The organism is Mesorhizobium sp. B2-1-1, from assembly GCF_006442975.2.
Taxonomy (GTDB): domain Bacteria; phylum Pseudomonadota; class Alphaproteobacteria; order Rhizobiales; family Rhizobiaceae; genus Mesorhizobium.
The window spans coordinates 4,926,432-4,947,353 of sequence record NZ_CP083954.1 but is presented as its reverse complement, the minus strand read 5'-3'; the positions used below and the strand labels follow the sequence as shown (position 1 = coordinate 4,947,353).

The window sequence follows — 20,922 nt, the reverse complement described above, 5'->3', positions numbered from 1 at the left end:
CCTGCATCGGCCAGTCGGGAGGATGTGTGCGCTTTTTGCGCAAATGAAAACAAGTTGCGCATATGAAAAATGGTGCTAGTGTCGATGGCGAGCCGGCTATTGCCGGTGCCGGGAGGATTTGAGTGGCATGACGAAGCTGCGCGGACTGGCGTGGGATCATAGACGATGCTGGGGTCCGCTGGACGCCAGCATCGAGTCCTATTGCGCCGCGCATCCCGGCCTGGAGATCCAATGGGACCGCCGCAGCCTCTATGAATTCGGTGAGGGCGCCCTCGGTCCGGTGCTCGGCACTTACGATCTGGTCGTGTTCGACCATCCCTTCATCGGCGATATCGCCCAGGATGAACTGATGGTCCCGTTCGACGCTTATCTGTCGGCCGAACAGATCCGTTTCTTCGAACGTGACTCAGTCGGGGCGTCCTGGCGCTCTTACCAGAAGAACAGCCGTCAGTGGGCGCTGCCGATCGATGCCGCCTGCCAGGTCGCCTCCTATCGGCCGGATTTGCTGGAGCGCTACGGGCCGGTGCCTAGCACGCACCAGGAAGTGCTGGAGCTTGGCCGGCGCGCGCGCAGCGACGGCAAGTGGCTCGGCCTGCCCTTCGTGCCGACCGACGCCATGTGTCTGCTTCTGACGCTTGGCCGTCCCCAGGAAGATGGCGAGCAATTCATCGCGAAGGAAATGGTCGAGCAGGCGATTGCGCAATTGCGCGAGCTTGTCGCGCTTTCGCACCCGGACTCGTCGAAGTGGAATCCGATCCGCTGCTACGACCACATGATCGCGCATGACGACGTTGTCTACGTGCCGTTCGCCTTCGGCTATGTGAATTACGCCTCGAAACCCGACAGGCCCCATCTGCGCTTCGCCGAAGTGCCCACCCCGCAAGCCGCCGGCGCCTTGCTCGGCGGTGCCGGCATCGGCGTCAGCGCCCAATCGAAGCACAAGCAGGCCGCGATCGACTACGCACTGTTCCTGTGCTCGCCCGAATACCAGCGCGGCGACTATGTGAAATCTGGCGGACAACCGGGTTCGCTGGCTGCCTGGAAGGATGCCGGGGTCAATGGTCTTTCCGGCGATTTCTTCGGCTCGACGCTGCGGACGATCGCCTCGTCCTATCTGCGTCCGACCCATCCGGGCTTCATCGCCTTCTTCCGCGAATGCGCGCCGCATGCCGCCGCAGCCATAGCCGGTGACATGTCGGCGACCGAACTCGCAGGCCACGTCAACAGCCTCTACCGCGAAACCAGGCAAGTCCAGCCGGAACGGAGCGTCGCCTGATGGCCGCCAGCGTTGCCGAGACGCTCGACGAGGGCGAAAGCGGCCGCAACGGCTATCGCGTGCCGGCGGTGGAGAAGGCGCTCGACGTTCTGGAATTCATGGCCTCCAGCGCCGAAACGCTGACCCAGACCGAGATCGCGACCGGCCTCGGCCGCTCCATTCACGAGATCTACCGCATCCTGCTTCTGCTGGAGAAACGGGGCTATATCTTTCGCACGCAATCGGACCGTTTCCGGCTGTCGCTGAAGCTGTTCGAATTGGCGCACATGCATCCGCCGGTAAACCGGCTGGTGGAATGCGCTCTGCCGGTGATGCGCGAATTGACCGCCAATGCCGACCAGAGCTGCCATCTCGTGGTGCGCGAGGGCCAGAACGCACTGGTGGTTTTGCAGATCGATTCGCCGCTGCCGATGCGCTACTCGGTAGCACTTGGGTCGCATTTCCCGATCCTCGAAACAAGTTCGGGTGCCGTGCTGCTCGCCCATTCGAACCGGGCCGAGCGCGACCGCATCGTCGAGCGCATCGTGGCCGCCGGTGAGGGCCAGGGCACGCGGGCCGAAATCGAGGCGCGGCTGAACGAGGTCGCCAGGCTCGGCTACGAGATGCGCGCTTCCTTGGCCGTTGCGGCCTGCACCAACATCTCCATGCCTGTGCACGATCACACCGGTGCCGTCATCGCCGCGCTAACCGTGCCGCTGCTGCCGCAGAAGGCGGCGCGGTTCGACAGCGAAACCGTCTTCGAACGCACCCGCGCCGCCGCCGAGAAGATATCGGCGGCACTCGGCTGGGGCGAAGCCACCAACTCCTTACGTGCCGACCCGGAACGGCGGGACTATCCGTTCAGCGACTAACAAAAGCGATAAATCTGGGAGAAGAAAATGCTCTGGTCCAAGTCAATCCTGTTTGCGTCCGCCGCCGTGCTGGCGCTCGGCGCCGCCGCCGCGCATGCCGAGAACATGCCCAAGCGCATCGGCTACGTCACCAACTACGCCACCCATGAGTGGTATCAGAACGTCATCAAGGGCATGAAGGCTCACGGCAAGGAACTCGGCATCGAGGTCGAGGTGCAGGATGCCAATCTCGACATAGCCAAGCAGGTCGCCGCGGCCGAAGACTTCATCGCCAAGGGCGTCGACGTGCTGATCATCACCCCGGTGAACGAAGAAGGCGTGGTGCCGCTGCTGCGCCAGGCCAAGGCCGCCAACGTGCCGGTCGTGCTGGAAGGCAATCCGGTCAAGGGCATGACGACCATGGTCGCCATCTGCGACTACGACACCGGCTATTTCTCCGGCGTCGAGGCCGGCAAATACGCGAAGGAAAAGCTCGGCGGCGTTGCCAAGGTGATGAATGTCGGCCTGCCGCTGCTTTCCGCCACCGTGCTGCGCTCGCACGGCTTCATGGACGGGCTGAAGACCATCATCCCCGATGCGGTCATGGTCCACGATCTCGACGGCGGCGGCAATCCGGACCGCGCTCTCGAAGTGTCCTCCGCGGCACTGGCCAAGAACGCCGATATCAACATCATCTACGGCATCAATGATTCGTCTTCGTTGGGTGGCCTGCAGGCCTGGAAAGCGGCGGGCAAGTCGCAGGATGGCCTGTTGACGGTCGGCACGGGCGGCGAAGGGCTTGCCTTCATCAACGCGATGCAGAACGAGCCTTCCTACCGCATCGAAGCCGCGATGTTCCCCGAGAAGGAAGGCTTTACCGCCATCGATGCCGCGGTGAAGCTTTTCAACAATGAGGAAGTGCCGGAGCACATCGTCAGCCCGACCGCGCCGATGAACGGCGACGATTGGAAGAAGTTCTATGACTATGACGGCACCACCCGCACCATCAAATGGGATGCCGTCAACGCGCTGCAGCCGCCGGCAAAGTGCATGAAGACCTCCGCCGACCTGAAGAAATAAGGCCGGCCGATATCGCCCTTCCCGTGTTGCGGGAAGGGCAGGCGGCCAGGACCTTTCGGTGGGCAAGACAAATGCCGGGTTCGACACGACAGGTTCCAGAGGGACCAGGCAAACGGCCGGGAATGGACTGAAATGAGCGAGCTTACACAGGCCTCCGCGTCGAAGCGTTTCATCGGCGGCAACCTTCTGGGCAGCAGCCAGCTCGTGCTGGGCGCAATCCTGGCCGTGCTGTGCATCGCCATCTCGATCGCGGCGCCGCAATTCTATTCGGAGGCCAACATCATCGCCATCCTGCGCCAATGCGCTCTGGTGCTGATCGTCGCCTCGGGCATGACCATGCTCATCATCACCGCCGAGGTCGACTTGTCGGTCGGCGCGTCGCTCGCCTTCGTCGGCTGCATCGGCATGGCAGTGCTCAATTCCACCCATAGTCTTACGCTCGGCATGCTGGCGGCGCTCGCCTTTGCCGGCGGGGTCGGCCTGTTCAACGGGCTGGTCGTCACCAGGCTCAGGGTGAATTCGCTGATCGCCACCATCGGCACGATGATGATGCTGCAGGGCGGCGTCTATCTCTTCACGCGCGAGGCGGTGCAGAACCACAACCAATTGGCAAACTTCACCGATCTCGGCGCCGGTTATGTCGGCCCCGTGCCGGTTCCCGTCATCCTGGCGGCGCTGATCTTCGTGGTTGCCTATGTGACGCTGCGCTTCACCACGCTCGGCCGCTACCTCTACGCGGTCGGCGCCAACGAAAAGGCGGTGCGCCTGTCAGGCATTCGCTCGGAACGGCTCAAGCTGTTGGCCTTCGTCGTCACCGGCCTGTGCGTCGGTGTTGCCGGCATGATCCTGTCGTCGCTGATGAATGCCGGCCAGCCTACCGCCGGCCGTGGCTTCGAGCTGACGGTGATTGCCGCCGTCATCCTCGGCGGCACCAGCCTGCTTGGTGGCCGCGGTTCGCTGTTCGGTACCTTGCTTGGCGTTCTGGTGCTGAAGGTGATCGACAACGGCATCATCATCCTCGGCTGGAACCAGGATTTGCAGATGGTGGTGCCGGGCATCGTCATCATCCTGGCAACCTATCTCGACATCATCCGGAACAGAGCCAATGTCCGTTGATTTCCTGCATCCTGGCGAAGGCGCGGCCATCGATACCGATGTGCCGGCGCTGGAACTGCGCGGCATCGGCAAGCGCTTTCCCGGCGTCGTGGCGCTCGACAATGTCGACTTCACCCTGGAGCCCGGCAAGATCCATGCGCTGATGGGCGAGAACGGCGCCGGCAAGTCGACGCTGATCAAGATCATGGCCGGCGTCTACGGCAAGGATGCCGGCTCCATCCGCATGCACGGACGCGAGGTCGACATCAAGTCGCCGCGCGACAGCTTGAAGCAAGGCATCAAGGTCGTGTTCCAGGAGATCGCGCTGATCTCCGAATTCACCGTTGCCGAGAACATCTTCCTGGAAGGCTATCCGACCGGCAGAAGCGGCTCCATCGACTGGAAGAAGATCCGCGCCGATTCAGCCGCGCTCTTCGACCGCATCGGCTTCAACGTCGATCCGGCGGCGCGAACCGGCTCGTTGCCGGTCAGCCAGCAGCAAATGGTCGAGATCGCCCGCGCGCTCGCTCATGAAGCCCGCGTGGTGGTGATGGACGAGCCGACATCCTCGCTGACGCCGAACGAGGTTTCGCTGCTGTTCACCGTCATCCGCCGGCTTGCCGACCTCGGCATCGCGGTGGTCTATGTCAGCCATAAGCTCGACGAAGTGTTCGAGATCGCCGACACGGTGACGGTGCTGCGCGACGGGCGCCACATCTCGACCAAGCCGATCGGCGAGCACACCAACGACACGCTGATCCAGGACATGATCGGCCGGCGCATCGAAAATCTGTTTCCCCGCAAGCGTGGCGCACCGGCTAGCAAGGTAGCCCTGTCAGTGGACAAGCTCAGCACGGCGAAGAAGCTCAACGGCGTGTCCTTCGAGGCGCGCGCCGGCGAGGTGCTCGGCTTCTTCGGGCTGATGGGCGCCGGTCGCACCGAACTCGCCAAGGCGATCGTCGGTTACGATCCGATTACTTCGGGCACGATCACCGTCGACGGCCAGCGCCTCTCGCCGCACGATACGCGCACCGGCGTCAGGTTAGGCATCGGTCTGCTCACCGAGGACCGCAAGAGCGAAGGGCTGATGGGCGAGCTGCCTGTCTACCAGAATGCCAGCCTCGCCTCGCTCGGCGCCTTCGCCCGCATGGGCTTCGTCGATAAGGCCAGGGAACACAAAGCAGTGCAGGATTACGTCGACCGCTTCCGCATCAAGACGCCCAGCCTGTTCCAAGAGGTGAAAAACCTCTCAGGCGGTAACCAGCAGAAGGTGCTGATCTCGCGCTGGCTGATGCGTGGCCTCAAGGTCATCGTCGTCGACGAGCCGACCCGCGGCATCGATGTCGGCGCCAAGTCGGAGATATTCGCCTTGATCGACCGGCTCGCCGGCGAAGGCCTGGCGGTCATCATGATGACGTCGGAAATGCCGGAACTGCTCGGTCTTGCCGACCGGGTCGCGGTGATGTGCGAAGGCCGCCTGACCGCGATCATGCCGCGCGACGAAGCCACGCAGGAGAAGATCCTCAATGCGGCGATCGGATAAGACATGAGCGTTGTGAATACAGTCTCCGCGAAAGCCCGGCCGTCCATGCTGGCGCGGCTCTTTGCCCGGCAGGAATTGGCGCTGCTGGTCTGCCTCGTGCTGGTGCTGGCTTTCTTCTCCGTTACCGTCGAGAATTTCTTCTCCGTGCGCAACATGACCAATGTGCTCGGCCAGGCCTCGCTCGCGCTCACCGCCGGCATTGGCTGCGCCATCGTCTTCATTTCCGGCGAGGTCGATATTTCGATCGGATCGCTGCTGGCGACCATTGCACTGCCGCTGATCATCATCATGAACGACACCAATTCGCTGCTGCTCGGCGTCGGCGGCGCGCTGTTGTTCGGGCTGATCATCGGTGTCGTCAACGGCTATCTCACCGCCTATGCCGGCATCAACTCGCTGATCGTGACGCTGGGCACGATGTTCATCATGCGCGGCGGCGTCTATCTCTACACTGGTCAGCGGGCGATCCCTGACGATGCCAGCCTCGACAGCTTCATCGCGCTGTCGGATGGCCGCCTGTTCAACGTCATCCCCTATTCGGCCGTCATCGCCATCGTCCTGCTCGCCGCCTTCGCCTACATGATGCGGCACCGGCCGTTCGGACGGCAAATCTATGCCGTCGGCGGCAATCAGGAAGTGGCCCGCCTTGCAGGCTACGACGTGCGGCGGGTCAAGTTCATCTGCTTCATCATCAGCGCGCTGCTGGCGACGGTCGCCGGCATCATCCTGGCTGCGCGGGTCGGCTCGGCACAGCATACGGCGGGGCTCAATTTCGAATTCCAGGTGGTTGCCGCCACCGTGCTCGGCGGGGTCAGCCTTGCGGGGGGCATCGGCAGCCTGACCGGCATGGCGCTGGGCGTGCTGATCCTGCAATTCCTGTCCAACGGCCTGCGCGGGCTTGGCCTGCCGACCGAGTGGCAGCTGGTCATCACCGGCATGATCATCATTGCCGCGGTCGCCCTTGATGAAGCGAAACGCCGGCGTGCGAATGGAGGCTGAAGATGGCTCGTCTTGAAGCAAAAATCGCCGTCATCACTGGTGCGGCCGACGGGATCGGCCACGCGATCACGCAAGCGATGGCGCGCGAAGGGGCGCATGTCTTCCTGGGCGACATCGCCGACAGCGCTGGTGAGGATTTCGCGGCCGCACTTCGCGCCGCCGGCCACCGCGCCGACTACCTGCATTGCGACGTTTCGCAGGAGGCCGACATTTCAGGCCTCATCGACAGTGCCGTCAAAAAGACGGGACGCCTCGACATCCTCGTCAACAACGCGGCCATTGCCATTGGCGGCATGCCGGTGCACGAGATGACCGACGAGCAGTGGCACCGGCTGATAGCAGTCAACCTGACCAGCGTGTTTCGCGGCTGTAAATACGCGCTGCCGCACATGATCGCGCAGAAATCGGGCTCGATCATCAACATGGCCTCCGCGCAAGGCCACATCGGACTTGATGGCTGGACCGCCTATGCCGGTGCCAAGGGCGCGGTCATGGCGATGACACGCCAGATGGCGGTTGAATTCGGGCCGCTGAACATCCGCGTCAATTCGATCTCGCCGGGCACCATCAACACGCCGATGAACGACAAACTCATCAAGGAGATCGGCGGCAATCTTGCCAAGGCCTGGGTCAAGATGCATCCGCTCGGCCGTATCGGCGAGCCTTCGGAGGTGGCCGAGGCCGCCGTCTATCTTGCCTCCGATGCCGCCGGCTTCACCACCGGCACCGACCTGCGCGTCGATGGCGGGCTGACGGCGGCGCCGCGCTACGTTCCCGAACTGCTTTGAAAATTTTGAAACGAGACATGACATGAACAAGGCCCTCGAAGGCGTCCGCATCCTCGATTTCAGCCATCTGCTGCAGGGGCCGTTCGCTACCCAGCTGCTCGGCGACATGGGCGCCGATGTCATCAAGATCGAGCGCGCCGGCGCCGGCGACATGTTCCGTGGCATGACCTTCTTCGCCAAATGGGTCGGCGGCTCGGAGAGCCCGAACTTCCTCGCCTGGAACCGCAACAAGCGTTCGATCGCGCTCAACCTGAAGAGCCGCAAGGTGCATGCCATCATCATGGAAATGGCGAAAAGCGCCGACGTGGTGGTGCAGAACTTCCGCCCAGGCGTGCTGGCCAAGCTCGGCTATGGTTATGAGGATTTCAAGACTGTCAATCCCCGCATCATCTATTGCTCGGGCTCGGGCTATGGCGAGGAAGGGCCTTATGTCGAGCGCCCCGGCCAGGACATGCTGATCCAGGGGCTCGCAGGGCTGATCGCCAACACCGGCCGCGGCGATCAAGCCCCGGTTCCCGCCGGCGCCGGCCTCGCCGACCAGATCGGCGCCATGAACATGGTCTACGGCATCCTGTCGGCGCTCTATTATCGCGAGAAGACCGGCAAGGGCCAGAAGATCGAGGTCAACCTGCTGGCCGGCCTCTTGGCGCACCTCAACCAGGAATATGTCGCGGTGCTCAACCTTGGTGAGGACTTCGTGCGGCCGAATTCCGGGATCGGCCATCCCGGCATGCAGGCGCCGTTTGGCATCTACGAGACCAGCGACGGCGGCTACGTGTCGATCGCCATGAGCCCGTTCAAGACGCTCTACGAGGTGCTGGAGGCGCCGCAGCTTGCCGTCTACGACGATCTCAAGACTTTGTTCGACAAGCGCGATGAAGTCTTCGAGAAGGTGAATGCCGAGACCAGGAAATTCGCCACGCAGGATTTGTTGGCGCGGCTGCTGGCAGCCGACATCTGGTGCGCCGAGGTGAAGGATATCCGCCGCGCCGCTGAGGACCCGCAGGTCAAGCACATGGGCATGATCACCAGCTACGACCATCCGCGCGGCGGCAAGGTGCGGGTGGTCGCTCCGGCGGTCAAGATGAGCGAGACGCCCGCGACCATAGAACGGCCGGCGCCGCTGGTCGGCCAGCACGGCCGCGAGATCCTGGCCGAGTTCGGCCTCTCCAAGGACGAGATCGCCGCATTGGAGGCGTCCGGTGACATGACCGTGGACGCCGCCTGACGATGCGCACCTACCAGACACTCACGGTCGAAACCGCGGGCCGCGTCGCGATCGTCACCTTCCGCCGCGCCGATCAGCTCAACGCCATGAACCGGCTGATGCAAGGCGAGATCACTGAAAGCTTCGAGTCGCTATCCGGCGATGCAAGCATCGGGGCGATCGTGGTGACAGGGGAAGGGCGCGGCTTCATGGCCGGCGCCGACATCAAGGAATACGCCGCCCAGACCGGACCGGAATTCGACATTTTCCAGGCTGCCGGCATGCGCATGTACGCGGCCATCGAGAACAACCGCAAACCGGTGATCGCGGCGGTCAACGGCTTCGCGCTGGGCGGCGGCATGGAGCTGGTGCTGTGCTGCGACCTCGTCATCGCCAACCAATTCGCCAAGCTCGGCCTGCCGGAAATCAAGCTCGGGCTGATCCCCGGCGGCGGCGGCACGCAACGCAGCGTGGCCAAGCTCGGCCGCAACCGCGCCAATTTCCTGCTGATGACCGGCGCCATCGTCCCGGCCTCGGAATTCGTCGCTGCCGGTCTGGTCAACGAGATCGTCGAGGTCGACCGGCTGATGCCACGCGCGCTGGAACTGGCCGAAATGATCGCCGCCGAGCCTGCTGCCGCAATCGACGGACTGAAGGCGCTGACGGCGCATGCCGTGTCCGGCGATCTGGACGATGGGCTCACCATGGAGCGCGACATATTGGGTGAGCTCTATCGCAGCGAGATCGGCCAGCAGCGCGTCAAGGAGTTCGCCGAGCGGAGCACGACAAAGGCAAAGAAGGGCGGGCCGTGAACGCGGGCGACGATTATCGCGGATTGGGCTGGGCGCATGGCGCGCTGACTGTCCAGCGGCTTGGCGCGATGCTGGCGCCGGTTACGTTCATTCTGGAGGACGGTCGGCAGGTTTCGCCGATGCACATTGCGCCGTGGTCGAACGAGCCGCAGGCGCAAGCGCTGCCAGGCATCCTGCGCAGGTTGCGCGGCGAATGGCCCTGCGTGCCCTTCGGCTATTCGGTGCCGGCCGATGGATGGCCCGAGGACTGGGCTCGGGTGATGGGCTCGCCGGAGGAGGGCGAGGAAGCCCATGGCCATAGCTCCAACCATGACTGGCAATGGCGCGAGAGCGCCAAAGGATCGTTGTCACTGACACTCGCCTATCCAGCCGGAAGCCCGGTCGGGCGTGTCGAGCGGACGGTGACGCCCGACTCGTCGATGCCAGCCGTCGACGTTGAATTCAAGATCGTCGTTCGCCATGCCTGCCGATTGCCGATCGGCTTGCATCCGGTGTTCCGGCTGCCAGCGGAGATCGGCGCCGCCGCGCTGGAACTTGGTTCCTTCGATCACGGTCGCACCTATCCACACGATGTCGAAACTGGCGCTGAACTGTTCGTCCGGAACGCGTCCTTCACTGACTTGTCGAGCGTACCGGCCCGCGCGGGTGGCATGGCTGATGCTTCGCGACCGCCGCTGGTGCCCGACACGGAGGAATTGTTGCAGATCGAGGGCCTGGATGGCACGGTGGCGCTCGCCAATCATGCGGACGGGTACCGCGTGAAACTTTCCTGGCAGAAGGAGCATTTCCCGAGCCTTTTGCTCTGGTACTCCAATCGTGGCCGCAAAGCAGCACCCTGGAACGGGCGCCATGTCGCCATCGGCATCGAGCCGATCTGCTCGCCCTTCGGGCTCGGCCCGGCGACAGCGTTGGCCGACAATCCGATCGCGCAATCCGGCATTGCGACGGCGCAGGAATTCTCGCCTGAAAAACAGTTCGTGACCCGCTATCGCATCGAGGCATCCGCGCTGTGACGAACCATGCCGCAATGTCCCTGGTCAAGCCGAACCGGCCGCGCTTCACGGATGTCGAAGGACTGGCCGCGATGGTCGGCCATGGCGAATCGTTTGGTGTCGGCGGCCACCATTTCGCCCGGCTGCCGATCGCATTGCTGCGTGCGATAGCCCGGTCGGGCGTCAAGGATCTGCATTACATCTGCTGGGCCGGCGGCTTGCCCCTCGAACTGCTGCTCGAAGCGCATGCCGTGGCTGAGATCGACCTCTGTTTCTCCAGCCTCGACATTTTCGGCTTGCCGCCAAAATTCCGCGCAGCCGCCGAAAGCGGCGCGATACCGGTTCGCGATTGGACGGCGCTGGCCATGATCCAGGCGCTGCGGGCGGCGCAGCAGAACCTGCCCTCGATGCCGTTCCAGCTTCCGCTGGGATCGGGCATGCTGGCGCGCGTGCCGGGTGCGAGCGCCAGACCTGATCCGATTGCCGGTACCGAAAACGGATTCGTCCCGCCGCTGCGGCTCGACACATTCGTCGTCCATGCCCAGCGCGCCGATGAAAGCGGCAATGTGCAGATCATCGGGCCCCGCGCGCTGGACTTCGCCATGGCGGGTGCGGCGCGCAAGGTGCTGGTCACGGTCGAGGAAATCGTGCCGGGCGGGACGCTGCGCCAGGACGGCCGCCAGAGCGTGCTGACCCGCAACCAGGTTTCGGCGATTGCGCTGGCGCCGGCCGGCGCCTATCCGGCCTCGTGCCTGCCGTTTTACGTCACGGATTATCAGCGATTGTCGGAGGCGTTCGCCGACCGGCAAACGCCTTTGGCGGACAATCTGCGCCCGCCTTCCGAGGGCGTGCCGAAGCCGTTGCAAACAGCCGCGAAGGTTCGAGCTGACACAGTGCTTGCCATGCCGGCGCTTGCGCGCGCCGAAGAGAAAGCATCCGTTGACGAGATCATCGCCGCCCGCATCGCCGCCGAACTCACCAATGAGAGCTTCGCCAGCGCGGGTGCGGTCTCGCCGCTGGCCAACGTCGCCTACCGGCTGGCCAAGGCAACGCACGCGCCGGACATGATCATCGCGACGACGAGCTGCGGCCATCTCGACATCGCGCCAAGCCCGATGATCCTCTCGCTGATCGAAAGCCTCGATTGCGAAACGGCTGTCGCGCATGCCGGCGGCGACGACACCTACTCGACCTATTACCAGGCCGGCGCGGTGACGCACGAGATCGTCGGCGCGGCACAGGTCGACCGGCGCGGCCGCGTCAACACGATCGCACTGCGCAAACCAAGCGGCGGCCTCATCCGGTTGCCGGGGCAAGGCGGCATGGCCGATGTCGCCAACATGCACCGCGATTACCTGCTCTACATCCCCCGCCACTCGATCCAGTCGCTGGTGAATGAGGTCGAAATCGTCAGCTCGGCTCGCGGGCTGCTGACGGCGGCCGAACGCGAGCCGATGGGCTATCGCACCGGCAGGGCGCTGGTCTTCACCGATCTCTGCGTCTTCCGGCTCGACGAGACTTCGAGGGAATTGATCGTCATCGAAACCATGCCGGGCGTCACGCAGCAGCAGATCCGTGACGCCACCGGATTTGCGGTGTCGTTCGACGCCTGTTGCCGCGAGGTCTCGCTGCCTTCCGACAGCACGCTCGCCATCTTGCGAAACCGCATCGACCCGCTCGGTCTGCGCCGTCTGGAGTTCGTCAGCGCCAAGGAGCGCGGCGCGCTGATCGCCGAGATTCTTGAAGCCGACCGCGCGATGGTCGAACGCTGCATCGCCGTGCAGACGGCGCTTGTCGAAAGCTGAGATCCCATGGCCAAGCCGTTGCTCGACATGTCAGCCGCGCGCGTTTTCTTCGACGGCATCTTCACCAGCCCGCGCGTCGCGCATCCGGAGGGCGTGGCCGTTCACCGCGATGGCTCGATCTGGTGTGGCACCGAAACCGGCGACCTGCTGCGGCTGGCCGCCGATGGCGGCTCGGTCGGGCGCATGGGCGGCACCGACGGTTTTCTGCTCGGCATCGCTTTCGACAGCGCGGGAAACTGCTTTGCCTGCGACCTCAGGCATGCCGCGATTTTCCGCTGGGATGCCGCGACAGCGCGCATGGAGCGCTTCGCGTCGGCCGGCATTCGCGTGCCGAACTACCCGATCGTCGACGAGGCGAGGGGTTGGCTCTTCGTTTCGGACAGCGTTGGCCAGGACAATCGCTCGGGCATCTTCCGCTACGATCTCAAGACGGGCGAGGGCGGCCTGTGGTGCCGGGAGGCGATGTCGTTCGCCAACGGCATGGCGATGGCGCCGGACGGCAACGGCCTCTATGTCGTGGAAAGCGACGCACCCTGCATCAGCTATGTGCCGATCCTTGCTGACGGATCGGCGGGGGCTCGTGAGATCGTCGTCGAAGGCGTGCACAATGTTCCGGACGGAGTGGCCTTTGCGCCTGACGGCTCATTGTTCATCTCATGTTATGAGCCCAGCCGTATTTATCGCTGGCAAAAGGACAAAGGTCTCGAAGTGCTGATCGAGGATCCCGCCGCAACCACGCTGGCGCACCCCACCAACATCGCCTTCAAGGGCGACAAGCTCTATACCGCCAATCTGGGTCGCTGGCATATTACCGAGATCGACTTGAGCCTTCTCCAGCAAGGGAAGTAGCATTTCGCAGAAGGTCAACTCGTCGGGCGAAAGGGTTTTGCCAGCGAGGCCGGGAAGTGCAGGGCCAGCATCTGGCGGTTTCGTGAGATCAGCACCAGAACGATGATGGTGGCGAGATAAGGCAGGGCCGAGAGCAGTTCGGATGGCACGTCCAGCCCCAGCGCCTGACCTTGCAACTGAAGGATCGTCATCCCGCCGAACAGCCACGCGCCAAGCAGGATACGCAGCGGCCGCCAGGTGGCGAAGACCACCAGCGCAAGCGCGATCCAACCCTTGCCGGCAGTCATGTTCTCGACCCAGAGCGGCGTGTAGGCGACCGACAAATAGGCGCCTGCCAGGCCTGCCATCAGCCCGCCGAACAGCACGGCCATGTAGCGGATCCTGATCACGGGATAGCCGATCGCATGCGACGTCTGCGGCGACTCGCCGATCGTGCGCAGCACCAGGCCAGCTTTCGTGCGGTAGAGAAACCAACTGATGGCGACGAACATCAGCAGGGCCAGATAGACCATCGGATCGAAGCGGAACAGTAGCGGACCGATCAGCGGCAGATCGGACAGAACGGGGATGTCGAGGCGGCGCAGTGCCTCGATCGGCTCGCTGCCGAAGCCGCGCCCGAGGAAGGCGGAGACGCCCGAACCGAAGATCGCCAGCGCCAGGCCGGCTGCATATTGGTTGGTCAGGAACGTCAGCGCCAGAACGCCGAACAGCAGCGAGGCGGCCGCACCCGCCAACGCGCCGGCCAGGATCGCCACAGGCATCGGATAGCCCGCGGTGACGGCCCAGAATGCCAATGCGGCGCCCATCAGCATCATGCCTTCGATGCCGAGATTGAGGACACCCGACTTCTCTACCACGAGCTCGCCGAGCGCGGCGAATATCAGCGGTGTGGCGGCAATGACGGTGCCGGTGAAGATGGCGATGAACAGATCCATCAGGCTGTCTCCCGCACGATCCGAAACCCGCTCATCGTGCCGTCTCCAGCGCATGCGTGTCCCGGACGGGTCGCACCAGGCGAACGCGATAGAAGATGAAGAAGTCGGCGGCGAGCAGGAAGAACAGCAGGATGCCCTGGAAGATCCGCGTCAGGGCCGAAGGCAGGCCGAGCGTCATCTGCACACCTTCGCCGCCGAGGAAAAGCAGCGACATCAACAGCCCGCCAAGCACGATGCCGAAGGCGTTCAGCCGTCCGACGAAGGCAACGATGATGGCCGCGAAGCCGTAGCCTGGCGAAATCTGCGGCGAGAGCTGCCCGAGCGGCCCGGCGGCTTCCGCCATTCCGGCGATGCCGGCCGCGGCACCTCCCGCCAGCAGTCCGATCCAGACCGCAGCCGATTCGCGAAAGCCGGCATAGCGGGCGGCAAGCGGTGCAGCCCCGCTCACCGACATCTTGTAGCCGAGAAAGCTGCGGTCGGTGAACAGCCACATCAGGAGCACGGCGACGACCGTGATGAATATCGACGGGTTGAGGCGATAGGCGGGGTCAAAGGATTCGAACAGGGCCGCCGTCGGCAGAAGTGCCGTCTGCGGATAGTTGAAGCCGGCCGGATCGCGCCACGGTCCGTGCACGAGATAGGACAGGAACAGCGTCGCGATATAGGTCATCATCAGCGTGACGAGGATCTCGTTGGTGTTCATGCGGGCGCGCAGAAAGGCGGGGATTGCCGCCCAGGCCATGCCGGCGCCCATGCCGGCGATGAACATCAGCGGCAACAGCAGCACGCTTTCGGGGTTCGGCCAGAAAAGCCCCACGCCGCTGGCCGCGATTGCCCCCATGGTGAACTGGCCCTCGGCGCCGATATTCCAGACATTGGCGCGGAAGCCGACCGCCAGCCCGCAAGCGATGAGGATCAGCGGCGAGGCCTTGAGCAGCCATTCGGACAGGCCGTTCATGGAAGAGAGCGGCTCGATGAAGAAGGCATGGAGGGTCGCCAGCGGATCATGTCCGAGGGAGGCGAAGAAAATCGATCCGACGATGACGGTCAACAGGGTCGCCAGTGCGGGCGCGGCGACGCGCATCAGCGAGGAGGGCTCCGGCCTTTGTTCAATCCTGAAGCGCATTGTTGCCACCTCCGTTCGCCAATGCGCCGTCGCTCATGCCGCGGCCCGTCATCAGAAGTCCGATCTCCTCGCGATCGGTCGTCTTGCGCTCCAGCGGCGGGGAAACCTTCCCTTGGCAAATGACCAGCAGCCGGTCGCAGATCTCGAACAACTCGTCGAGTTCCTCGGAGACGACGAGCACCGCCGCGCCGGCGCGGCTGAGATCGACGATGGTCTGCCGGATGAAGGCGCTCGCGCCGACGTCAACCCCCCAGGTCGGCTGAGACACCAGGAGGAGCTTCGGCTGGAGCGCGATCTCACGCCCGACGATGAATTTCTGCAGATTGCCGCCGGACAGGCTTTGCGCGGTCGCCTGCGGCCCGTTGGCCTTGACCTTGAACCTATCGATTATGCCGGCGGCGAACGCCTTGGCCCGGCGCCGGTCGACCAGCCCGTTGCGCACCGTGCCGAAGCGGTGCGCGGTCAGCACCGCATTCTCCCACAGCGTGTGCGAGGGCACGGCGCCGCGCCCGAGCCGCTCTTCGGGAACGAAGGCGACGCCGAGCTTGCGGCGCTCGTGCGGGCGAAGGCGGGCTGCGCCGGTTCCGCAAATCCGGATGGCGTCGCTGCGCTCATGCGTGCGCTCGCCGCTGAGCAAGGCGATCAGCTCGGCCTGGCCATTGCCGGAAACCCCGGCCAGGCCGACAATCTCGCCGCCATGCACCTTGAAAGAAATGTCCTTCAGGTCGACGCCGAAATGATCCCGGGACTTCACCGTAAGTCTGTTGACCTCGAGCACCGGTCTGTCGCTTGGCGTCGGCGGGCCGACATGCATTTCAGGCAGCTTCGAACCCACCATCATGCGGGCAAGCTCCAGCGACGTCGTCTCCTTCGGACGCGCGGTGCCGGTGACCTTGCCGTTGCGCAGCACGGTGGCGGTGTCGCAGAGCTCCTGGACCTCGTCGAGCTTGTGGCTGATATAGACGATGCTGCAGCCCTCGGCGGCAAGTTGGCGGAGCGTCTCGAACAGCTTCACCACCGCCTGCGGCGTCAGTACCGAGGTCGGCTCGTCGAGGATCAGCAGTTTCGGCGCCTGCAGCAGGCAGCGCACGATCTCGACGCGCTGGCGCTCGCCGACCGACAGGTCGTGCACCTGGCGATGCGGGTCGATGGGCATGCCGTAGCGGCGTGACAGATCGCGGATATTCTCGGCGAGCGAGGGCAGGTCGTACGCGCTGCTGGCCGAGAGCGCTATGTTCTCGACCACCGAAACGGATTCGAACAGCGCGAAATGCTGGTAGACCATTTCGATGCCGAGCGCGCGCGACATCGCCGGGGTGTGCGTGGCGATCGGATTGCCATCGCAAAAGATCTCGCCGGAATCGGCTTGCGTCGCCCCATAGATGATTTTCATCAGAGTGGATTTGCCGGCGCCGTTTTCGCCCAGCACGGCATGGATCTCGCCGGGTTGAATCGACAGCGACACATCGTCATTGGCGATGACGCCGGGATAGCGCTTGCAGATGTTGCGCAGTTCTAGTCGCGGATGCATGGCGGGTCCTGCCGTGGCGTGAAGCGAGGTTGGACGGGAACCAGGCAAGGAGACGCCGAAGGTATGGACTTGGGCGTCTCCCGGCACTTTTACGGCGATCAGCTCAGCCTGCCGATCATCCCCTTCACGAACCAGTTCATGCCGCGAATGTCGTCATCGGCCAGAACCGAACCGGCGGCAACCTTGACGTTGCCGTCCTGATCCTTCAGCTCCCCGGCGTAGGGATGAAGCTTGCCGCTGCCGATGTCGGCCTCGAGCTGCTTGAGCTTGGCGCGGGCATCGACGGGGATACCCTCATTGTAGGGGGCCATTTTCACCACGCCGGCCGCCAATCCGTCCCAGCGGACTTCCGGCTTCCAGGTACCGGCGGCCACGGCCTTGGCTGCGCCGACATAGTCGCTGGTCCAATCGAGAACGAAAGAGGTCAGCTGCTTGCCCGAGGCGAATTTCGACATGTCGCTGGCATAGCCGATCGACCAGGCGCCACCTTCGCCGGCGACCTGTACGCCGGTCGCGGTGTCCGTCATCGAGCAGACCACGTCGCAGCCTTGAGAGATCAGCGTCTTGGCCGCCTCCTTCTCCTTGCCCGGGTCGAACCAGGAATTCAGGAAGATGGTGTTGCAGGTCGCGTTTGGATTGACGCTCCGCGCGCCAAGCAGCAGCGCATTTGCCGGACCGACGATGTCGGGGATCGGAAAGCCGCCGATGAAACCGATCTTGCCCGATTTGGACATGTAGCCGCCCGCCGCGCCGGCGACGAAGGTGCCTTCGTAATATTTCGCTTCGAAGGTTCCCAGATTGGCTAGGTGGACGATGCCTGAGCAGTGTTCGAACGCCACCTTGGGAAAGCGCGGCGCCACCTTCTGCATCGGCGTTCCATGCGAAAAGCTTGTGCCGAAGATCAGCCTGTTGCCGGCGCTGGCCAGTTCGCGGAAGACACGCTCGGCGTCCTGCGGCATGAAGATGTTGTCGATGACGGTGAGCTCGACCTTGTCGCCGAATTCGGCCTTGATGGCCTCGACGCCGAGGCTGTGCTGCTTGGTCCAGCCGATCTCGGCGACCGGCGAGACGTAGACGGCACCGATCTTCAGCACCTCCTGCGCCTGTGCGATGGTGCTCAGCGCTCCCGCGCCAAGAGCCGCGCCGGCCGCGCCGCTGTGTTTCAGGAATTCACGTCTCGTCAGTTTCTTCATGATGGTAGCCCTCTGTTGGTCTTTTTTGTTGATGCCCGGCTTGTCGGTGCCCGGTCTGTTCTGGGGATATGGAGGTGGAGATGCGTTGCCGCGTCGCCGCCGCCGGATGCATTCGACAATCTTCGCAGCGGCACAGTCGCGCCGTCGGCCTTGCCGTCGAGATAGGGCGCTAGCGCTTCGGCAGGCGTCATCTCTGGAAACACTGCGCGATCCATGATGTAGCCGCGCACCACCGCGCGGTGGTGGGTGTCGATCAGGTCCATGGCCGGTTTCAGCCGGCCCTTCTCCAGCAGGTCGACGACCCGCGAGTGGTCGTCCAGCAGATTGCAATAGTCGAAATCGGCTGAAATGAGGGAGCGCAGCAGCGTCGTGCGGCGCACCAGCTGCGCGTGGATTTCCTGCATGACCTTGTTGCGGCTGAGGCGTACGAACACGGTATGGAACTCTTGGCCCAGCACGTCGGCCAGCGCATCGTTGCCGGCGGCAACAGCTTGGCGCTGGCGCTCGACATGCTGGCGCAGTTCGGCCCAGCCGGCCGGCCCAAGGCGATCGCTGAGCTGTGCTGCGACGCCCTGTTCGACGAGCGTCAACGCGTCGTAGATCTCCATCGCCTCCTGCATGCTCGGCTTGGCGACGAAGGCACCGCGGTTGCGTTCGATCTGGGCCAGCCCGTCATCGGCGAGCCGGATCAGGGCCTGGCGCACCACGATGCGGCTCACGTTGAATATTTCGGAGAGTTCGCGTTCGCCGAGCTTGCAGCCGGGCACGAGGCGATGGTCGATGATGGCGCGGGTCAGCGTATCCGCGATGGTCTGGGAACGGCTGCTCAAGGCATGGTTCTCCGCCATTTCGACGACATGATCAGCGGGCTTTCGTGATGGCGACATGCCTCGTCAGGACACGACATATCCCAGGTTCAGCTTTCTCATATCGGAATTCAATCATCATAATCTGTCAACACAAAAAAGGATTTTGGACGACAAAAAAATGTTGATTGGTATCCAATCTTGTGGTTTCGTCATCCCGAAACGTCGGGCTAGGTTCATGGTGAAGGGCTAGCCGAGTTGGGAGGGAAGCCGATGGCAACCCGTTGCGTTGACCGCGAGCTTTTGAACGATTGGCACATCGTCGCGGATCAGGAATCGCTAAGCCAGGATACGCGGTTTGCCACATGCCTGCTTGGGGTCGCTCTCACCGTTCACAAGTGTTCAAACAAGATCGAAGTCGTTCGCAGCGATACGGGCGCCACGCTGAAAAGCGCCGAGCGTTATGGCTTCATCTGGACCTGTCTGGAAAAGCCCTCGCGCGACATCATCTATATCCCCGAGGCCAGTGAGGCAGACCGGCATCTTGTCGGCGGCGGTTCGATCGCGGTCAAGGTGTCGGGCCTCCGCGCGGTCGAGAATTTTCTCGATATGGGGCATTTCCCCTTCATTCATACCGGCTGGCTCGGCGAGGAGCCGCATACCGAGGTCGCGCCCTACAAGGTTGAGATCACAGCGCAGGACGAGGTGCTGGCGACCGAATGCAAATTCTATCAGCCGGTGGCTTCGCCGACCGCCAAGGAAGGCTTTGTCGTCGACTACATCTACAAGGTGATTCGGCCCTACACGGTGGCTCTCTACAAGAGCAACCCGATCCAGAAGGACCGGCTCGATGTCATTACCCTGTTCGTGCAGCCGGTGGACGAGGAAAACTGCATCGCGCATCCTTACCTCTGCTATCTTAAGGAAGGCATGGAGGCGGCAACGGTGCGCAGCTTCATGCAATTGATCTTCGCCCAGGACAAACCGATCCTGGAGAACCAGGTACCTAAGCGCCTGCCGCTCGATCCGCGTGCCGAGACCCCGATCCGTGCCGATGCCGTGTCGGTTTCCTACCGGCGCTGGTTGCGTGATCGGGCCGTCACCTATGGCGCGATACCGGCACAAGCCTGATGACGTTCGAGGGCATCCAGAGGATAAAACGATGACAAAATGCTCGGATCCCGTGATCCTCAATCTCTGGCATCCCGTAGGGGCGATCGCCGAGACCGTTCCCGGCGGTGTCCAGGACACCGTTCTGCTCGAGGAGCGCCTCAGTTTTGCGGTCGATATGGATGGTGAGCCCGTCGTCTGGCGCTCACGTCCCGATGTAGAAGGGGTGGATCGTGTTCCAGGCGCCGACAGGCTGCCGGCAAGAAGCGCCTACGGCTATGTCTGGACTTCGCTCGGCTCGCCACCGGCCGAGCTGTTCCCGATCCCGGAATATGAAGAGCCGGACCGCCGCAAGCTCAACGCGGCCACGTTTGGCGTCAACGTCTCGGCACCGCGCGCCATCGAGAACTTTCTCGACATGGGCCACTTTCCCTATGTGCATACCGACATACTCGGCGTCGAGCCGCATACCGAAGTCAAGGAATACGACGTCGAGATATCCGTCGACCGTGACGAGATACTGGCCACGCGCTGCCGCTTCTTCCAGCCAATGGCTTCGACCGCTTCCGGTGGCGGTGCCGACGTGGACTATGTCTATCGCGTGCCGCACCCCTATTGCTCCGTGCTCTATAAATCGAGCCCGGTCGACGAGGCACGGCGCGACGTCATCGCCATCTTCCTGCAGCCGGTCGACCAGGAGCATGTGCGCGCCCACATGCTGCTTTGCGTGCTCGACGAAGACAATGAAGACAAGGTGATCAAGCGCTTCCAGCAGACGATCTTCGGCCAGGACAAGCCGATCCTGGAAAACCAGGTGCCCAAACGCCTGCCGCTCGATCCGCGCGCCGAAACGCCCATCCGGGCCGATAAGTCGGCCATCGCCTACCGGCGCTGGCTCAGCCAGAAGGGAGTGACCTACGGTGTCATTCCGGTTGCGGCCTGACG

Annotated in this window: 19 protein-coding genes; 14 read left to right on the top strand and 5 right to left on the bottom strand. The window is 63.6% G+C overall.

Annotated elements, in window-relative coordinates:
* Positions 1-127 precede the first annotated feature (127 nt).
* From FJ972_RS24265 to FJ972_RS24210, 12 genes are all read left to right on the top strand, one after another.
* The gene (locus FJ972_RS24265; RefSeq protein WP_140525112.1) at positions 128-1,276 is read left to right on the top strand and encodes an ABC transporter substrate-binding protein; all 1,149 of its coding nucleotides are present in this window, start codon (positions 128-130) and stop codon (positions 1,274-1,276) included.
* Entirely contained in the window at positions 1,276-2,127 is an 852-nt protein-coding gene (locus tag FJ972_RS24260) for an IclR family transcriptional regulator (RefSeq protein ID WP_140515233.1), read from the top strand. Before FJ972_RS24265 ends, FJ972_RS24260 begins: the two co-directional genes overlap by 1 nt.
* A 27-nt stretch (positions 2,128-2,154) precedes the next feature.
* Positions 2,155-3,186: a sugar ABC transporter substrate-binding protein gene (locus FJ972_RS24255; RefSeq protein WP_027027652.1), complete on the top strand. Its 1,032-nt coding sequence runs from the start codon at positions 2,155-2,157 to the stop codon at positions 3,184-3,186.
* 132 nt (positions 3,187-3,318) lie between these two features.
* Positions 3,319-4,302: an ABC transporter permease gene (locus FJ972_RS24250; RefSeq protein WP_140515234.1), complete on the top strand. Its 984-nt coding sequence runs from the start codon at positions 3,319-3,321 to the stop codon at positions 4,300-4,302.
* Positions 4,292-5,824 carry a sugar ABC transporter ATP-binding protein gene (locus tag FJ972_RS24245; protein WP_140525111.1) on the top strand — a complete coding sequence of 511 codons (1,533 nt, stop codon included), beginning with the start codon at positions 4,292-4,294 and terminating at the stop codon, positions 5,822-5,824. The genes FJ972_RS24250 and FJ972_RS24245 overlap by 11 nt, the downstream gene beginning before the upstream one ends.
* A 3-nt stretch (positions 5,825-5,827) precedes the next feature.
* Positions 5,828-6,823, top strand: coding sequence for an ABC transporter permease (locus tag FJ972_RS24240; RefSeq protein ID WP_140525110.1), 996 nt, complete (start codon positions 5,828-5,830; stop codon positions 6,821-6,823).
* Positions 6,824-6,825: 2 nt separating this feature from the next.
* Positions 6,826-7,611: an SDR family NAD(P)-dependent oxidoreductase gene (locus FJ972_RS24235; protein ID WP_140497497.1), complete on the top strand. Its 786-nt coding sequence runs from the start codon at positions 6,826-6,828 to the stop codon at positions 7,609-7,611.
* 22 nt (positions 7,612-7,633) lie between these two features.
* Positions 7,634-8,839: a CaiB/BaiF CoA transferase family protein gene (locus FJ972_RS24230; protein WP_140525109.1), complete on the top strand. Its 1,206-nt coding sequence runs from the start codon at positions 7,634-7,636 to the stop codon at positions 8,837-8,839.
* 2 nt (positions 8,840-8,841) lie between these two features.
* Positions 8,842-9,630, top strand: coding sequence for an enoyl-CoA hydratase/isomerase family protein (locus tag FJ972_RS24225; protein ID WP_140525108.1), 789 nt, complete (start codon positions 8,842-8,844; stop codon positions 9,628-9,630).
* Positions 9,627-10,643 (top strand): hypothetical protein, encoded by a 1,017-nt coding sequence (locus tag FJ972_RS24220; RefSeq protein ID WP_140525107.1) that lies wholly within the window; start codon positions 9,627-9,629, stop codon positions 10,641-10,643. Before FJ972_RS24225 ends, FJ972_RS24220 begins: the two co-directional genes overlap by 4 nt.
* A gap of 14 nt (positions 10,644-10,657) precedes the next feature.
* Positions 10,658-12,427, top strand: a complete 1,770-nt coding sequence (locus tag FJ972_RS24215) for a CoA-transferase (RefSeq protein ID WP_140525164.1) — start codon at positions 10,658-10,660, stop codon at positions 12,425-12,427.
* Between the two features lie 6 nt (positions 12,428-12,433).
* On the top strand, positions 12,434-13,276 hold the full coding sequence (locus FJ972_RS24210) for an SMP-30/gluconolactonase/LRE family protein (protein WP_140497508.1): 843 nt from the start codon (positions 12,434-12,436) through the stop codon (positions 13,274-13,276).
* A gap of 14 nt (positions 13,277-13,290) precedes the next feature.
* On the opposite strand, the gene FJ972_RS24205 is transcribed toward FJ972_RS24210, so the two are convergent.
* The 5 genes from FJ972_RS24205 to FJ972_RS24185 all read right to left on the bottom strand — a co-directional run bounded on the left by FJ972_RS24205 (position 13,291) and on the right by FJ972_RS24185 (position 18,891).
* Positions 13,291-14,211 (bottom strand): ABC transporter permease, encoded by a 921-nt coding sequence (locus FJ972_RS24205; protein WP_140515241.1) that lies wholly within the window; start codon positions 14,209-14,211, stop codon positions 13,291-13,293.
* A gap of 31 nt (positions 14,212-14,242) precedes the next feature.
* Positions 14,243-15,337: an ABC transporter permease gene (locus tag FJ972_RS24200; protein WP_140497512.1), complete on the bottom strand. Its 1,095-nt coding sequence runs from the start codon at positions 15,335-15,337 to the stop codon at positions 14,243-14,245.
* A complete protein-coding gene (locus tag FJ972_RS24195; protein ID WP_140525106.1) occupies positions 15,321-16,868 on the bottom strand; it encodes an ABC transporter ATP-binding protein in 1,548 nt (515 codons plus the stop codon). Before FJ972_RS24195 ends, FJ972_RS24200 begins: the two co-directional genes overlap by 17 nt.
* Before the next feature lie 98 nt (positions 16,869-16,966).
* Positions 16,967-18,061, bottom strand: a complete 1,095-nt coding sequence (locus FJ972_RS24190) for a BMP family ABC transporter substrate-binding protein (RefSeq protein WP_140525105.1) — start codon at positions 18,059-18,061, stop codon at positions 16,967-16,969.
* Positions 18,058-18,891, bottom strand: a complete 834-nt coding sequence (locus FJ972_RS24185; protein ID WP_140497518.1) for a GntR family transcriptional regulator — start codon at positions 18,889-18,891, stop codon at positions 18,058-18,060. Before FJ972_RS24185 ends, FJ972_RS24190 begins: the two co-directional genes overlap by 4 nt.
* Before the next feature lie 249 nt (positions 18,892-19,140).
* Here FJ972_RS24185 and FJ972_RS24180 point away from each other — a divergent pair, with 249 nt between their 5' ends.
* The gene (locus FJ972_RS24180; protein ID WP_140525104.1) at positions 19,141-19,998 is read left to right on the top strand and encodes an aromatic ring-hydroxylating oxygenase subunit alpha; all 858 of its coding nucleotides are present in this window, start codon (positions 19,141-19,143) and stop codon (positions 19,996-19,998) included.
* A gap of 31 nt (positions 19,999-20,029) precedes the next feature.
* Complete coding sequence (locus FJ972_RS24175; protein ID WP_140525103.1) at positions 20,030-20,920, top strand: aromatic ring-hydroxylating oxygenase subunit alpha; 891 nt, start codon at positions 20,030-20,032, stop codon at positions 20,918-20,920.
* The last annotated feature ends 2 nt before the right edge of the window (positions 20,921-20,922 follow it).

Coding starts and splice junctions, on each gene's coding strand:
- FJ972_RS24260 (WP_140515233.1), top strand. CDS start 1,276: ATGGCCGCCAGCGTTGCCGAGACGCTCGACGAGGGCGAAAGCGGCCGC.
- FJ972_RS24195 (WP_140525106.1), bottom strand. CDS start 16,868: ATGCATCCGCGACTAGAACTGCGCAACATCTGCAAGCGCTATCCCGGC.
- FJ972_RS24180 (WP_140525104.1), top strand. CDS start 19,141: ATGGCAACCCGTTGCGTTGACCGCGAGCTTTTGAACGATTGGCACATC.
- FJ972_RS24215 (WP_140525164.1), top strand. CDS start 10,658: ATGTCCCTGGTCAAGCCGAACCGGCCGCGCTTCACGGATGTCGAAGGA.
- FJ972_RS24245 (WP_140525111.1), top strand. CDS start 4,292: ATGTCCGTTGATTTCCTGCATCCTGGCGAAGGCGCGGCCATCGATACC.
- FJ972_RS24230 (WP_140525109.1), top strand. CDS start 7,634: ATGAACAAGGCCCTCGAAGGCGTCCGCATCCTCGATTTCAGCCATCTG.
- FJ972_RS24235 (WP_140497497.1), top strand. CDS start 6,826: ATGGCTCGTCTTGAAGCAAAAATCGCCGTCATCACTGGTGCGGCCGAC.
- FJ972_RS24255 (WP_027027652.1), top strand. CDS start 2,155: ATGCTCTGGTCCAAGTCAATCCTGTTTGCGTCCGCCGCCGTGCTGGCG.
- FJ972_RS24225 (WP_140525108.1), top strand. CDS start 8,842: ATGCGCACCTACCAGACACTCACGGTCGAAACCGCGGGCCGCGTCGCG.
- FJ972_RS24175 (WP_140525103.1), top strand. CDS start 20,030: ATGACAAAATGCTCGGATCCCGTGATCCTCAATCTCTGGCATCCCGTA.
- FJ972_RS24200 (WP_140497512.1), bottom strand. CDS start 15,337: ATGCGCTTCAGGATTGAACAAAGGCCGGAGCCCTCCTCGCTGATGCGC.
- FJ972_RS24265 (WP_140525112.1), top strand. CDS start 128: ATGACGAAGCTGCGCGGACTGGCGTGGGATCATAGACGATGCTGGGGT.
- FJ972_RS24190 (WP_140525105.1), bottom strand. CDS start 18,061: ATGAAGAAACTGACGAGACGTGAATTCCTGAAACACAGCGGCGCGGCC.
- FJ972_RS24210 (WP_140497508.1), top strand. CDS start 12,434: ATGGCCAAGCCGTTGCTCGACATGTCAGCCGCGCGCGTTTTCTTCGAC.
- FJ972_RS24205 (WP_140515241.1), bottom strand. CDS start 14,211: ATGGATCTGTTCATCGCCATCTTCACCGGCACCGTCATTGCCGCCACA.
- FJ972_RS24240 (WP_140525110.1), top strand. CDS start 5,828: ATGAGCGTTGTGAATACAGTCTCCGCGAAAGCCCGGCCGTCCATGCTG.
- FJ972_RS24250 (WP_140515234.1), top strand. CDS start 3,319: ATGAGCGAGCTTACACAGGCCTCCGCGTCGAAGCGTTTCATCGGCGGC.